This is a genomic window from Engelhardtia mirabilis (assembly GCF_007748095.1).
GTDB lineage: Bacteria > Planctomycetota > UBA1135 > UBA1135.
Genome location: NZ_CP036287.1, coordinates 209,108 through 223,979, shown reverse-complemented (window position 1 = coordinate 223,979; position 14,872 = coordinate 209,108). Strand labels below are relative to the sequence as shown.

The following is a 14,872-nucleotide window of genomic DNA, read 5'->3' as shown; positions in this document are numbered from 1 at the left end:
CGCGTGGAGGCGAGCCACAGCCGGCCATCAGCCATCGAGGGACCCCGGCAGCCCCGCGGTTGCCGCTTGCGGCAGGGACTCGAGCAGGGCCCGCGCGGCAGCTGCCACGCTCGAGCGGGGGTCGGCCGCCAAGCTGGCCTCCAGGGCTTGTCGAGCCCGCTCGGCCTGGCCCGCCCGGGCGCGGATCGACCCGGCTCGGAACAGGTGCAGCGGGTCGCGGCTGCCGATCTCGAGCGCCCGGTCGATCTCCCGCACCGCCTCCACCTGCTCGCCCGCGGCTGCCAAGGCCCAGGCGCGGTCCGAGCGGGAGGCGAGGCCGCCGCGCCGCTCCAGCTCGCGACCGGAGAGCTCCAGGGCTCGCGCGATCGCCTCCGGCGTGCCCACCCGGTCGACCCAGAAGGCGATCAGGGCGCCGTTGGCGTTGTCGAGTTGGTCGCACTCGGCCACGGCGGCGCGCTCGAAGCGGGCCAGGAGCAGCCCGGCCTCGTCGGCGCGGCCGTCCAGCTCGAGGCACTCGGCCAGGGGCACCAGGTTCTCGGGATGGTCGGCGACCGCGAAGTGCAGGGCAAAATCGTCCAGCGCCCCGTCCAGGTCACCCAGGGCCCGCCGCGCGGCGCCGCGCTGGGCCAGGGCGTAGTGGTAGCCGGGGAAGAGCTCGAGGGCTTGGGTCGCGAGGCCCTCGGCGCGCTCGTGCTCTCCGCGCTGGGCCTCCAGGTGCGCCAGGTGGCACAGGATCCAGGCGCGGTCCTCCACGTCGCGCGGGTTGGCGCGGCGGTAGGAGTCGAGCATCAGGTCCACCGCCCCGTCGATGTCCCCGGTCAGCTCGCGCAGGTAGGCCGCCCGCGTCAGCCCGGGGATGTTCCCGGGGCGCAGGTCGAGCATCCACTGGGCGGCGTGGATCGCGCTCTCGTACTGGCCCAGCTCGACCCGCGCGTCGACCAGGAGGCCGTAGACCAGCAGGTCGTCCGGCACGCGGGCGTTGAGCTCGGTGGCCAGCTCGAGGGCGCGCGGGAAGTCGTGCTGGCCCAGGGCGATCCAGGCCTCGGCGCGTCCGGCGGCGAAGGAGTCCGCGTCCGCGGCGCGCGCCGCGGCGACCGACTCCATGGCGGTCTCGTAGAAGCGCGGGTCGCCGGTCTCGCGCGCGCGGCGGGCCCAGGCCAGGGCCAGGTCGGCGTGGGCGCGCGCGTCGGCGGGGTGCCGCTCGACGACCGCCGTGGCGGCCTCGATGGAGCGCTCGGCCGGCGTGGGCGCGGTGGCGAAGAGGGGCGCGCCGTCGCCGATCAGCGCGCAGAGGGTCAGGGCGGAGAGGAGCATCGCAGGTCCGTCAGCGGTCAGTTGTTCGGGGTTCGGGCGCCGCGCCGGCTGGGACGCGGCGCCCGGCGGAAGGCTTCGCAGGGGGTCGTCAGTCGATCGGCCCGCCACCCGGCTCGCCCGGGTCCACGTGACGCCGGTCGCGACCGCTGGGCGCACTGGCCAGGTAGGGGAAGTCGGCACGCAGGCGCGCGTCGTTGACGTTGACCCCGTCTCCGAGGCGTCCGTTCACGTCCGGGTCGAAGCCCGCGAAGCTCGGGTCGAGCACGCCGCCCACGGCCACGCGCAGGGTGATGTCGACCACGTCGTCGTAGAGGCGCCGCCCGTTGGGGAAGCCCGCCGCGTCCCCGCCGATCAGGCCCAGCCGACTGGCCGAGCCCAGGGGCGTGGCCGGCACGCCGGTGTTGATCCGCAGCAGGTCCGCCGTGGGTCCGGTGGGCGTACCCGGCGCCGCGATCGGCGCCGCGTAGGTCACCAGGGGCAACAGGTCGAAGCGCGGCGCGTCGGGCACGGCCAGGGCCCCGCCGTAGAGGGCCTCGACGATGCCGACGATCGGCGGGTCGAGCAGGAACTTCTCGAACTGGGCGTCGCCCGCCGGCTCGCTCATGGAGAACTTGTCCTTGGAGCCGATGCCGATCACGAGCTCGTTGATGAGCGGGTTCCCGATGCGCTGCACCTGGCGGAAGGGCCCGCTGGAGACGGCCGGATCGGGGGACTGCAACACGGTCATCTGCGGACGCGAGGTACTGCCGTAGACGCCCAGCGTCGCGAAGGGCGAGTCCGCCGGCTCGATCTGCCCTGTGGCGGTCAGGAGCGCGATCGGCACCTCGAGGGCGAGCACGTTGACCGCGTAGCCGCTGACCGTGTCGGAGGCGAAGTTGCGTTTGGCCCCGTCCTCCTGGGCGGTGAGCACACCGGGCACGCCGCTGCCCAGGGTGCGGAAGTTGGCCGTGTCGAAGGCCGCGCCCAGGTCGATGAAGAAGGGGTCGTCGACGGTGCCGGCGAAGGCCTGGATGCCGCGCTGCAGCGGGTTGATCGCCTGGTCGAACAGGGCCTCGTAGTCCATGGTGCGCGGCCCGGGGTTCCCGGGCAGGGCGTAGAGCGGGGCGCCGTCGGCGCGCATCAGCGGCGTGCTCACGCCGCTGGCCACGTCGACCAGGTCGAGGGTGTAGGTCTGGCGCTGGTTGAGGCCCAGGTCCTGGAAGTCGTCGATCCGCGGCGGAACCACCAGGTTGCCCGTCTGCGGGTCGCTGGCGCCGTTCGGACCGATGCCGGCGACGGCGGTGTAGACGTCGGGCAGTTGGTAGGTCGTGTCGAAGCGGAACTCGAAACGCTTGTCGGGCAGGGCGTCGTGGTCGTTGTCGACGTGGATCGCGTAGAGGATGTCCGGATCGAAGGGGAACAACGTCGGCCCGTTGGCCGGCTCGAGCAGCGGATCGACGCCGAGGATCAGCGTGACGAACTCGGGCGCCTCACCCGGCGCCTGGTCCTGGTCGTAGCTGACGAAGGCGAACAGGTCGGTGATGTCGGCCTTGTGATCGAGCGCCGTGATCGGCGCTTCGCGGTGGTTGGAGGCGTGGCTGAGGGCGAAGGCGAGGGCGCCCGCGCCGACAGCTCCGCCGAGGAGCAGTCGCTGGTTCATCTGATGTCCGTCCGTGTGGATTCGAGAGGGGTTCTCGCTGCTTGCGTTCCACGACGGGTACGGACGGCGGCTCGCTGCGGATGCATGCGCCGCGCGCGGACTGACCGCCAATGCAAGAGCGGCGCGACCCGCCGTGGGGCGAGTCGCGCCGCTCGAAGCGCTCCGCTGCCTCGGGCTCAGGGCCCGACCACGACCTCGAGTCCGTCGCTCAACGAAGCGATCCCCAGGAACGGGCCCGGCACCTCGACCACCAGGGTTTGGAAGTAGAGCGCCACGTCGAGCAGGAGCGGGTCTGCGGGAACCGCCAGGTCCAGGAGGCCGACGCCACCGGCGCCGGCCTGACCCAGAGCCAGGAAGGTCGGGCTCGGCAGCAATGGCGCGCAGGGCCCGAAGAGACTGGCCGGCACGAAGCCGGTGTCGATCACCCAGACCAAGGGCGCGGAGGCCGGAGCGCCCACGATCCTCACGTCGAAGTTCGCGCCCAGGGTCGGGCGACCGACGGGCTCGAGGATCGGCGGCTCACCGGCTGCGGCGCAGCCGCCTTCGAAGGGTTCGGCCACATTGGCGCCGAGGGTCGCTACCGAGGTCTTGAACAGCTCGGTTCCGAGGAACTGATCCGTGGCCGTGAACAGGACGCGAGAGCCGACGCGCACACCGGCGGAGGGCGACGACGATGCCGGCCCTGGGAAGAAGTCGACCAACCTGGTCGGATTGCCGATGGGCCGGACGACCCAAGGCTCGACCCCGCTGGCGTCCACCCCCCCGACCAACGCGAAGCCTCCGCCGACGTCGGTCAGGTAGGCGCCGAAGTCGTCCAGCACATCGATCTGCAGGAATTCACCGAACGCCGTCGCGCTGGTCGCCCGCCACAACCTCGCCGGTCCTCCGGTGGGAGTGGGTCCGTCGGTGGCGAACAGGAGCGCGTCCGCCAGGGGTTCGAAGCCGCCCACGGCGGCGCCGGCCAGGCCGGGATTGGCGGCGGCCACGATCGGGTCGACCAGGCGCCGGACTTGACCGGTCACCGGTTCGATCGCGATCGGCCCCAGGCCCAAGCTGCCGCCCGCCGAGGCGACCACCAGTTGACCGTCGAAGGCCACGCCGTCAAGAACCGCGACGCCGCTCGCCGGCCCGGGCGTGACGTCCGCCACCAGGCGCGTGCCCGCGGCGCTTCCGTCCGTGGCCCACACCTCGCGACCGTGGGCCGCGTCGATCGCGCTGAAGCAGAACTCGGCGCCGACGACGGCACCGTCCCGCGGACTCGAGCTGGCAGCGCCCGGCGCGATGTCGGCCACCAGGACGGTCCCGGCGGACGTTCCGTCGCTGCGCCACAGCTCGGCGCCCTCAGCGCCCAGGCCGACGAAGAAAACGTCGGCCCCGCCGACTCCCTGCGCGTCGAACAGGGTCGCGCGGCCGAACACCTCCACGAACGTGACGTCGGCCACCTGCGTGGTCCCCGCAGCCGTGCCGTCGGTGACCCACAGGCGCCGTGTGAAGTCCGGCCCCGTTTCGGCGCTGAACCAGACCCGTCCACCGGCCCTCAGCAGTTGGCTCGGTGTGGAGCCAGCGGCGCCCGGGTACAGATCCACGGCAAGGGTCCCAGCAGCCGTGCCGTCGGTCACCAGCAGCTCGCGACCCACGCCGCCCACTCCCCCGCGCATCAGGGCGCGGTCACCGAGCCGGACCGCGGTGGGGATGCTGCCGAGACCCGTCAGGAGGTCGGCGTCGGCGATGGGCTGGGTCCCCGCTGTCGTGCCGTCGCTGATGGCGAGGACCGGAGCGAGGATGTTCGCGGCCAACACGAACACCAACTTGTCGCCCAGCCGCACCAGCTCCCTCGGATTGGAGGAGAGCGACCCGCTGGGATCGATGTCGGCCACCAACTTGACCGTGTCACCGCTCACGACCCAGGGCTCGGACCCGAGGCCGTTCTTGAGGTCGAAGCGGTAGACGATCCCCGCTTGCGTGATACCGGCGGCGTAGAGCGGCGCTGAACCGATGGCCGTGGCGTCGATGACCAGCTTCGTGCCCGAGGCAGTTCCGTCACTACGGTAGAGCTTGCCCGGTATCGACTCGGTCGATTGGGTGTGGAAGTAGAGTTCGCCATTCCACTCCACGAACTCCGAGACGCCCGAGCCAAGGATCCCCGGCTCGGCGTCAACCAGGAGGTGAACGCCATTGGCATCGGCGAAACGCGGCTCTGCACCGGTGTAGGGATCGAGACCCACGAACACCGCGCCATTCTTGTAGGGCTTGATGACGGTCGGAAAGATCGGCCAGACCAGCTCCTGCGAGTTGTCGGGCAGCGCAGCCGTTCCCGCCTGGGTCCCATCGCTGATGAAGACCTTGACGCTGCCCATGGCATCCTTGCCGCTGAAGTAGGCCCGATCGCCGCTTACCGCCGACTCGCTCTTGGACAGGACGAAGGCATTGGCCAAGGTCTCGGCGTTGTTGCCGGCGACGTCGATCGACCACCACTCGAACGTCGAGCTGGTGCCGAGCGACATCTGATTGAAGATCGTGAACAGGATTCGCCCGACCGAGGGCATGAAGTTGGAGAGTGCCAGATCGCTGTCCGGGGGACCGACGTAGACGACCGCCGGCGCAGCGCCGCTGCCGTCGGTGCGCAGGATCCGCGGCGCGTCGCCAGCGACGCTGATGTCCGACGCCTGGACGAAGTAGAGCTCGCCTCCGACCGTGAGCATCGGTCCCGTGACCGGCGTCGGTTCGACGCCGGCGGGGAAGGCCGGTCGAGTGCCAGCACGGGTTCCGTCGCTACGCCACAGGGTCCCCTCAGGGGCGCCGGGGATTGGCTGCAAGACCGGCGGGCCGAGCTCCCCGACGAACCACGCCTCGCCCTGGAACTCGACCAGGTCGGAGAGAACGTGCAGATCGTCGGGCGTGTTGGCATAGAGGGCTTCCGTCCCCCCCACCGTTCCGTCCGTTCCGAACAGCACGGGCCAGATGTGGGTCGGCACGACCGATGTCGGCGCCTTCACGATGACGCGGCCCGACGGCAGCACGATGCCCCCGTCGAGCAGGTCCGTCGGCGCGAAGCTGACGGAGGTCAGATCGGGGGCGATGAGGTGGGTCCCGGCCGGGGTCCCGTCGCTGACCCAGAGGTCGTCGCTGCCGTCGCCACCGGCAGCCCAGAAGTAGGTTCGCGTGCCGTCCGAAGCGAGGAAGCCGGGCATCGACCCGCTCCCACCGGCGAGTTGCGGGTTGAGGTCGGCGACGGGCTCGATGGGGTTCTGGGGCGCGGCGAAGGAAGCCGGCGCTCCCAAGGTGAAGATCAGGATCCAGCCGCCGAGGACGGCGGGCGCGATCGAACGAGGTCTGTCGGTCATGTCGGTTCCAGAAGGGAGGAAGGTGTTGCAAGCCCGCGCCGCAAGGTCGGCGCGCGTTCCACTGGTATACACCCGCCGAGAAGGGGCGGGTTTCACCCGCAATTCCGAACGCCGGCCTCGATCGTCCCCCGGGACCGAATGGGACTTCCATGTCAGGCTCTCAACGCGTGGAGCCGTCCCGGCCTCCTGGGGCGAAGATTCGAAGCCAACGCCCGCCGGCCGGTTCAGCGCGGCCGGCCAGCCACGTAGGAGCCCGGCCATGGTCCGAACGACGGTGCGGCTCGCACTCGAACTCGCCACGAAGACACCGAAGGCGGTGCCAGGACCTTTCGACGCTGCTCGCGCTCCGCGCCGGGCCTTGGCGATGTACCGATGGGAGCAACCGGCCGAGGCGGGATCGACGCGACCCGCTCCCAGGCGAGTCGCGTCGCTCGGCACTGGCCGCCAGGCTCGGACTCAGGGCCCGACCACGACCTCGAGGCCGTCGCTCAGGGAGGCGATCCCGAGGAACGGACCCGGCACCTCGACCACCAGGGTCTGGAAGACGAGCACGGCGTCGAGCAGCACCGGGTCGGCGGGCACCGCCAGATCCAGGAGGCCCTGACCGGCCCCGTTCGTCTGGCCCAGGGCCAGGAAGGTCGGGCTCAGCAGGAGCGGCGCGCAGGGGCCGGACAGGGACACCGGCGCGAAGCTCGTGTCCACGGCCCAGACCAGCGGCGCCGCCACGGGCGCGCCCTCGATGCGCACGTCGAAGTCGGCCCCGAGGGTCGGTCGCCCGACGGGGGCCAAGACCGGCGCCGCGCCGGCCGCGGCGCAGCCGCCCTCGATCGGAACGGCCACGTTGGCGCCCAGGGTCGCCACCGAGACCTTGAACAGCTCGTAGCCCCAGATCGGGCTGTCGGCGGGGAAGAGCACCTGGGAGCCGACGCGCACGCCGTAGCCCGGGTTCGAGGACTGCACGCCGGGGTAGAGGTCGATGAGCTGCGTCGCCGGTCCGTCGGGGCGCAGGACCCAGGGCTCGGTGCCCTCGCCACTGGTCCCGCCGACCAGGCCGAAGCCCCCACCGAGGTCGGTCACGTTGATGGCGAAGTTGTCGAGCACGTCGACCGCCGTGGGCGTGGCGAAGGCGGTGGCCGACGTCGCACGCCAGAGCCGCGCCTCGCCGCCGGTGGGCGTGGGCCCATCGGTGGCGAAGAGCAGGGCGTCGCCCAGGCGCGCGAAGTCGCCGACGAGCTTGCCGGCCAGGCCCGGGTTGGCAGCGGCCAGGGCCGGCTCGACCAGGCGCTGGACCTGGCCGCTGGCGGGGTCCACGGCGATCGGCCCCAGGCCGAGGCTGCCGCCCGCCGACGCGACCACCAGCCGGCCGTCGAAGGCGACGCCGTCGAGATCGGCCACGCCGTTCGCCGGCCCCGGCGCGATGTCGACCACCAGGCGCGTCCCCGCGGCGGTGCCGTCGGTGGCCCAGACCTCGCGCCCGTGGGCCGCGTCGGTCGCGCTGAAGCACAGCTCACCGCCCACGACCGCGCCGTCGCGCGGGTCAGAGCTAGCCACGCCCGCCGCGATGTCGGTCACCCGCAGGGTCCCGGAGGCGGTGCCGTCGCTGCGCCACAGCTCCCAACCGGAGGCGTCGTACCCGATGAAGAAGACCTCCGCGCCGCCCACGCCCTCGGCGTCGAACAGGGGTCGGACTCCGGTCGTGGTCGAGATCTGCACGTCGGCCACTTGCACGGTCCCCGCGGCCGTGCCGTCGGTGACCCACAGTCGCCCCACCCCGGAGGGACCCGTGCGGGCCACGAAGTACGCGCGCGAACCCACGCGCAGGAAGTCGGTCGGAATAGAGCTGTCCGGGCCCGGCAGGAGGTCCACAGCGATGGTCCCCGCCGTGCTGCCGTCGGTGATCAACAGGTCGCGACCGATGCCGCCCAGACCGCCGGGCATCACGACTCGGTCCCCCAGCACGATCGCGCCACCGACGCCGGAGGACCCGCTGCCGAGGTCGAGGGTGGCCAGGGTCTGGGTCCCGGCGGCGGTGCCGTCGGCGGAGTAGAGGCTCCTCTCGAGGAACGCCGTGCTGGCGACCAGGATCAGCTCCGGGCCCAGGCGCACGAGACTGCCCGGAAAGGACGGGGAGCTGGAGTTCGGGTCGATGTCGGCCACGAACTTGACCGTGTCGCCCCCGACGACCCAGGGCTCCGAGCCCAGGCCGGTCTTGATGTCGAACTCGTAGACGATCCCGGCCTGGGTGCGCCCCGTGGCGTAGAGGGGCGCCGAGCCGACCGTGGCGGCGTCGAGCACCGGCACCGTTCCGGCAGCGGTCCCGTCGGTGCGGTACAGCCGGCCGGGGATCGACTGGGCGACGCCCATGTGGAAGTACAGCTCGCCGTTCCACTCCACGAACTCCGGGATCGCGACGGGGAGGAGCCCGGGGGTCGCGTCGACCAGGAGCACGATCCCCGAGGAGTCGGCGAAGCGCGGCTCGAAGCCGACGAAGGGATCGCCGCCGATGAACACCACCCCGCCGTTGTAGGGCACCAGGGGAGCCGCCTCGCAGGCTCTGATGAGCCCCTGGGTGTTGTCGGGCACGGTGAAGGTCCCCGCCGCGGTGCCGTCGCTGACGAACAGCTTGATCTCGCCCAGGGAGTTGACACCGGGGAAGTAGACGAGCGACTGGACCACGGCGGAATGGCTCGGCTCGTAGACCGCGTCGGCCAGGACCTCCCCGCCGCCCGCGCCGCCGGCGTCGACAGTCCGCCACTCGTTGACGTAGGTGCCGCTGCTGGTGGCCGGCAAGAAGCGGGAGGTGAACAGCACCTCCCCCGTGGTCGGCAGGTAGTTCGACACGAAGATGTCCCCGTCCGGGATCCCCGTGAAGAGCACGGTGGGCGGCGCGCCGCTGCCGTCGGTGCTGAGCAGCCGGGGCGGGTCTCCGACCACGGAGTCGTCCGAGGCGTCCACGAAGTACAAGCGGCCCCCACCGACGACCAGGCGGCCCCGCACGTTGGTGGGCTCGCTCGGCCCGGTGAAGGCGGGGCGGGTGCCGGCCGAGGTCCCGTCGCTGCGCCACAGGCGGCCGGCCACCGGGCCGAAGGGCTGGGGCACGCCCTCGCCCACGAACCAGCCCTCGCCGAGGAACTCGACCAGGTCGGACCTCGCGTGCAGGTCGCCGGGCTGGCTCTCGAACAGGGGCTCGGTGCCGCCGGCGGTGCCGTCGGTCCCGAACAGGGTCGGGTAGAACAGGGCCGGGACCACCGAGTTGGGCGACATCACGATCGCCCGCCCCGAGGGCAGCACCACGCCGCCGTCGAGCAGCGGGTTCGGCGTGTAGCTGACGGCGGTCAGGTCCGGCGCGACGAGATGGGTCCCGGCCGGGGTGCCATCGGTGACCCACAGGTCGTCGCCGTCGCCGGGGCCCTTGGCCCAGAAGTACGAGCGCTGTCCGTCCGAGGCCAGGAAGCAGGGCTCCGAGCCACCGCCGGAGCTGACCTGCTGGTTGAAGTCAACGGCCAGTTGGACCGGGGACTGGGCGGCGGAGCTCGGTGACCAGGGGCCGGCCAAGAGCGCGGCGGCCAGGGGCAGGGCGAAACGGAAGCAGGGGAGAGCGGGCATGGATTCGCTCCTGGGAGAGGAGGACAAGCGCGGGCCACAAGATCGGCGCGCGCGGCACCTGTATAGACCCGCGCGGGCCGGCTCGGTTTCACTCCAAGGCGCAATTGCGCCATCCTCGCCTGCGATCCGCGATCTCCGTGGCAGGTCCCGCGGCCCGCTCGCGCACGGGGAGTCGATGGTTCTCACGATCACACCCGACCGGGCCACCGGACCGGCGGAGCGCAGTGCCCCCGCACGCTCCCCCGGGGCTAGGATCCGGTCGAGGAGGCGACCGGCGGCGATCCCCGGTCCTGGCATGACCGACCCCGGACCCGAAGTGCCCGAGCGCGCGCTGTTGACCCGCATCCTCCACGAGGGGGCCGAGGGCAGCGAGTGGAGCCGGCTGTTACCACTCGTCTACGACGAGCTGCACGGCATGGCGCGGCGGCAGATGGGCCGCGAGCGCTCCGACCACACCCTGCAGGCCACGGCCCTGGTGCACGAGGCCTACATGCGCCTGGTGGGCGACGTGGAGATGGACTGGAAGGGGCGCGGCCACTTCTTCGGCGCGGCGTCACAGGCCATGCGGCGGGTGCTGGTCGACCACGCTCGCAAGGTCGGCTCGGCCAAGCGCGGCGGCGATCGGGCGCGGGTCTCGATCAGCGTCGATCGCGTCGAGCAGGAGCTCGAGAACGACTCGGTCCTGGCCCTGGACGAGGCGCTGACGACGCTCGAGGCCGAGGACCCCCGGGCGGCCGAGGTCGCGCGCATGCGCTACTTCGCCGGGCTCGAGGTGCGCGAGGTCGCCCTGGCCCTGGACATCTCCGAGCGCACTGTGGCGCGCGAGTGGGCCTACGCCCGCGCGCGCCTGGCCGAGCTGATCGGCGACGAAGCCTGAGCCCGCCATGGACCAACGCGCCCAGCGAGCCAAGGACGTCTTCCTCGACGCCCTCGACCTGCCCGCCGCCGAGCGGCGCGCGTTCGTGCGCGAGGCCTGCGGCGACGACGACGAGCTGGCGCGCCGCGTGGCGAGCCTGCTCGCCGCCCACGGCGACTCGACCGGCGGCGGCGACCAGGGTGGGCTGCCCGCGCCCCAGGACGTCTTCAACGCGGCCCTCGAGGCCGGTCGGCGCGGCGGGGCGGAGCTGGCACCCGGGGACGAGGTCGCCGGCTACGTGCTGGAACGGGTGCTCGGCGAGGGCGGCTTCGGGACCGTCTACCTGGCCAAGCAGGAGCAGCCGGTGCGCCGCCGCGTGGCGCTCAAGGTGCTCAAGCTGGGCATGGACACGCGCGCGGTGGTGGCGCGCTTCGAGGCCGAGCGCGAGGCCCTGGCGCGCATGGAGCACCCCAACATCGCGCGCGTGCTGGACGCCGGCGCGACCGACGACGGGCGCCCCTTCTTCGCCATGGAGGTGGTCGACGGGCCGCCGATCACCGACTACTGCGCCCGGCACGAGCTGGGCCGGCGCGCGCGGTTGGAGCTGTTCCGCGAGGTCTGCGGCGCGCTGCAACACGCCCACCAGAAGGGCCTGATCCACCGGGACATCAAGCCCAGCAACGTCCTGGTCAGCACCATCGACGGCAAGCCCTCGCCCAAGGTGATCGACTTCGGCATCGCCAAGATCCTGCAGGTCGAGGGCGAGGCCGCGTCGCTGTTCACCCGCGAGGGGCAGCTGATCGGCACGCCGACCTACATGAGCCCCGAGCAGGCCGGAGCCGAGACCGACGTGGACACGCGCAGCGACGTGTACTCCCTGGGCGTGCTGCTCTACGAGCTGCTCACCGGCGCGCCGCCGTTCGATCCCCGCGACCTGCGCGGCGCGGCCTTCGAGGAGCTGCGGCGCATGATCCGCGAGGTCGACCCGCCGCGGCCCAGCGCGCGTTCCAAGACGAGCCTGTCCACCGGCTCCGGCTCGACGACGACCGCCGTGCCGGTGGCTGCGGACCTGGACTGGATCGTGATGCGCTGCCTGGAGAAGGATCGCGACCGCCGCTATCCCACGGCCTTCGCCCTGGCGGCGGACATTCGGCGCTTCCTCGAGGGCCTGCCGGTGGACGCGGCGCCGCCCAGCGCGGTGTATCGCATCCGCAAGTTGCTGCGGCGCCACCGCCTGGCGGCGGCGGCCGGGGGCGTGGTGGTGGGCGGCGTGCTGGCGGGCCTGTTCGGCGCGACCTGGGGCCTGTTGGAAGCGAGCCGCGCCAACGACGCGCTTTCGGTCACCAACACCCAGCTCGAGATCCAGCGCGAGCAGGCCCGCGTGGAGGCCAAGCACGCGGAGGCGATCAGCACCTTCCTGCGTGACGACCTGCTGGGCGCCGCGGCGCCGTCGGGATCGAGCGAGGCCGGGCCCGAGGTCAAGCTGGTCACGGCCCTGGATGCCGCCAGCCGGCGCATGGACCAGGCCGTGGCCGAGGGCGGATCGCTGCACGGGGAGCCGGAGGTCGAGGCGGCCCTGCGCCTGACCCTGGGCGAGACCTACAACTCCCTCGGCGTGTGGGACGTGGCGATCCGGCAGCTCGAGCGCTCGATCGCGATCAGCGAGGAGCTCGGGGAGACGGACGGCGAGGACTTCCTGTTGGCGCGCCTGCAGTTGGTCCGGGCGACCACCCGCCGCGGCGACATCGAACCGGCCCTGGCCCTGGCCCTGGAGCTGCGCGAAGAGGTCGAACGGGTGGCGGGGGCCGATTCGGAGTTGGCCCTGCGCGTGCTGCTCCAGCAGGCCTCCCTGGTCTACCTGCAGGGCCGCCTGACCGACGCACTCGACCTCAACGCCACCGCGCGCGAGCGAGCCGTCGCGATCCTGCCCGCCGACGATCCGCTCCTGCTCGACATCACTGCCCAGGCGGCGATCGTGCTCGACGTGATGGGCCGCAACGACGAGGCCGTGGCCGCCCAGCGCGAGATCCTGGCCGCCAAGCGGCGCGCGGTCGGCGCCGACGAGCCGGAGACGATCCTCGCGCAGTTCAACCTGGCCACGATCCTCGACAACGGCACGCCGGAGGGAGCGGCGGAAGCCGCCACCCTGATCGAAGACGGCCTGGAGCGCGCCGAGCGGATCCTGGGCCGCACCCACCCCGACCACGTGCGCGGCCGCCACCTCCTGGCGATCATCCGCATGAAGCAGCCTGCGCACCTGGCCGAGGCCGAGACCCTGGCCAGCGGCGCCCTCGAGGACGCGCGCGAACGCCAGGGCGCCGACAGCACCGCCGTGCTCCGCATCGGCCGCACCCTGGGCAAGATCTACGCCGCCCAAGGCCGCGGCGACGAGGCCGAACAGCTCTTCCGCGACCTGATCGAAGCCGGCGAGGCCGCCGGCCGCGCCGAGCACATGAGCCTGATCTCGCTCTACAAGGACCTCAGCAACCAGCTCTACGGCCAGGGCCGCCTGGAGGAGGCCCTCGAGCTCTACGAGATCAGCCTCGAGTACGAACGCGAACGCTACGAGCCGGGCAACCCGCGCCTGGTGGGGTCGCTCTACAGCGTCGGCTACATCGCCAAGCGCCTGGGTCAACTCGAGCGCGCGGAGGAACTCCTACTGGAGGTCCATGAGCGGGCTCACGAGGTTTGGGGCGCCGCTGGCACCTACACCCTCTCGACCGTCAACACGCTAGCTAGCCTGCGCTTCGACGCCGGCCGCTTCGACGCCGCCGCCGAAGTCCTGACCGAGGCCCTGGAGCGCCTCGACGCCGAGTTGGAAGATCCCCTGGATCCCCGCCGCCTCGACGTCGCCATCAACCTCCACGAGTGCAACGCCGCCGCCGGCCTCACGGACCAGGCCCTAGCCGGCCTGGTGGAGCTGCGCGACGCCCTGGCCGAACGCGGTGACGAGGCCGAGAAGCACCGAGCGCGCATCGCCGAGTTGCTGGCGACGATCGAAGCCGGTCGCTGAGACGCGGGCGCGCGGCAACTTCTGCGCTGCGGTCCCACTCCCCGAGATCGACGCACGCCACGTCGCAGGGGTCCAGTGAACGAACGCCTGGCCCAACACCTCCGGCGTGACCTCGAGCTTTGCCTCGCAGCGAACGACCCGCTCGCCACCCAGCGCCAAGCGCCTCGCGGACCTCAACCCTGAGCGCTCGCAAGCTCCCCCGACGAATCACCGCGCCACATCGCCTCGGCATGGAACCCGCCCACGTCCATCTCCAAGACCGAGCGGCCAGCGGAGCGAGGCTCCTGATGCAACCATCGCCGGACCAACGTCCTGCCCCTCAGAGCGATCATTCGAGACATTCATTCGTTCACACCCACCCAAGACGGGTCCCGACTGCCAACACTGAGCATCAGCGGTGGCGCGTAGCACCGTCCGCTGCATGCTGCTGTCAGACGCCCAACTCACGCCCTCGCCCATTCTGAGAAGTGGAGCGCAGCCTGTTCCAGGACGGTCTGCGTCGCTCTCTCCTGCTTGTCGGGCGGGTAGCCATGCTTGCGAAGGATGCGCTTGACGACCATGGTCAGGCTCTTGCCCGAGCCCTGGGTGTGCCACACGACCCCCACGCGCCGGTCGCCAGGCTTACCGCCGGGCCGCCGGCCCGACTCGTATCGCCCGCCCCCCTCGGCCACGTGGTCCGCTCGTGCGAACTCGGCCGCACGCAGCGTCTCGCCCACCGCCACCTGCACGGCGTGGAACTGGTGGTACCGTCGATCTTCTTGACGATGCGCCCACCGCCGTCGTCTTCGAACACGACGAAGTCGCGCACCAGGTCGAGAAAGCCCCGCGGCGCCGGCAGCCCCTCGATCACCACCTGGAGCTCATGGCTATGCGCGTCGGCCACGGCCTCGCCCGAGATCGTGCGCCAGGGCTTGAACCACTCACGCCCGGCGGTGAGCGTCCCGGCGCGCGCATCGACGCCGTCGGAGACGATCAGCACGGCGCTCGTCGCGAACAGCGCCGGCACCTCGGCTTTGTAGGTCTGGCCTCGGGGATCGGGTCAAAACCGGCCAGTTGTGATCGGGTCAAATGCGGCCAGTTGGAGCGACCGGGACGGGTGT

7 protein-coding genes and 1 pseudogene are annotated in these 14,872 nt (G+C 72.0%); 2 read left to right on the top strand and 6 right to left on the bottom strand.

Going from position 1 to position 14,872, the window contains the following annotated elements; translation table 11 throughout:
- Window positions 1-27: 27 nt before the first annotated feature.
- The 4 genes from Pla133_RS00855 to Pla133_RS00840 form a co-directional block, all read right to left on the bottom strand.
- Complete coding sequence (locus tag Pla133_RS00855; protein WP_145061425.1) at window positions 28-1,314, bottom strand: tetratricopeptide repeat protein; 1,287 nt, start codon at window positions 1,312-1,314, stop codon at window positions 28-30.
- 88 nt (window positions 1,315-1,402) lie between these two features.
- Window positions 1,403-2,953 carry a DUF4331 domain-containing protein gene (locus Pla133_RS00850; RefSeq protein WP_145061423.1) on the bottom strand — a complete coding sequence of 517 codons (1,551 nt, stop codon included), beginning with the start codon at window positions 2,951-2,953 and terminating at the stop codon, window positions 1,403-1,405.
- Between the two features lie 176 nt (window positions 2,954-3,129).
- A complete protein-coding gene (locus Pla133_RS00845; RefSeq protein WP_419192003.1) occupies window positions 3,130-6,297 on the bottom strand; it encodes a hypothetical protein in 3,168 nt (1,055 codons plus the stop codon).
- Window positions 6,298-6,753: 456 nt separating this feature from the next.
- Window positions 6,754-9,903, bottom strand: a complete 3,150-nt coding sequence (locus Pla133_RS00840; protein WP_419192002.1) for a hypothetical protein — start codon at window positions 9,901-9,903, stop codon at window positions 6,754-6,756.
- 295 nt (window positions 9,904-10,198) lie between these two features.
- Between Pla133_RS00840 and Pla133_RS00835 the strand changes: the two genes are divergently transcribed.
- A complete protein-coding gene (locus tag Pla133_RS00835) occupies window positions 10,199-10,780 on the top strand; it encodes an ECF-type sigma factor (RefSeq protein WP_145061417.1) in 582 nt (193 codons plus the stop codon).
- A 7-nt stretch (window positions 10,781-10,787) separates the two neighbouring features.
- The gene (locus Pla133_RS00830; protein ID WP_145061414.1) at window positions 10,788-13,772 is read left to right on the top strand and encodes a serine/threonine-protein kinase; all 2,985 of its coding nucleotides are present in this window, start codon (window positions 10,788-10,790) and stop codon (window positions 13,770-13,772) included.
- 443 nt (window positions 13,773-14,215) lie between these two features.
- Here the strand turns inward: Pla133_RS00830 and Pla133_RS25770 are convergent, their stop codons facing one another.
- On the bottom strand, window positions 14,216-14,332 hold the full coding sequence (locus Pla133_RS25770; protein WP_419192469.1) for a type I restriction enzyme endonuclease domain-containing protein: 117 nt from the start codon (window positions 14,330-14,332) through the stop codon (window positions 14,216-14,218).
- A pseudogene (locus Pla133_RS00825) lies at window positions 14,306-14,796 on the bottom strand (type I restriction endonuclease subunit R); the annotation flags it as partial. The pseudogene Pla133_RS00825 and the gene Pla133_RS25770, both read right to left, overlap by 27 nt.
- Window positions 14,797-14,872: the final 76 nt, after the last annotated feature.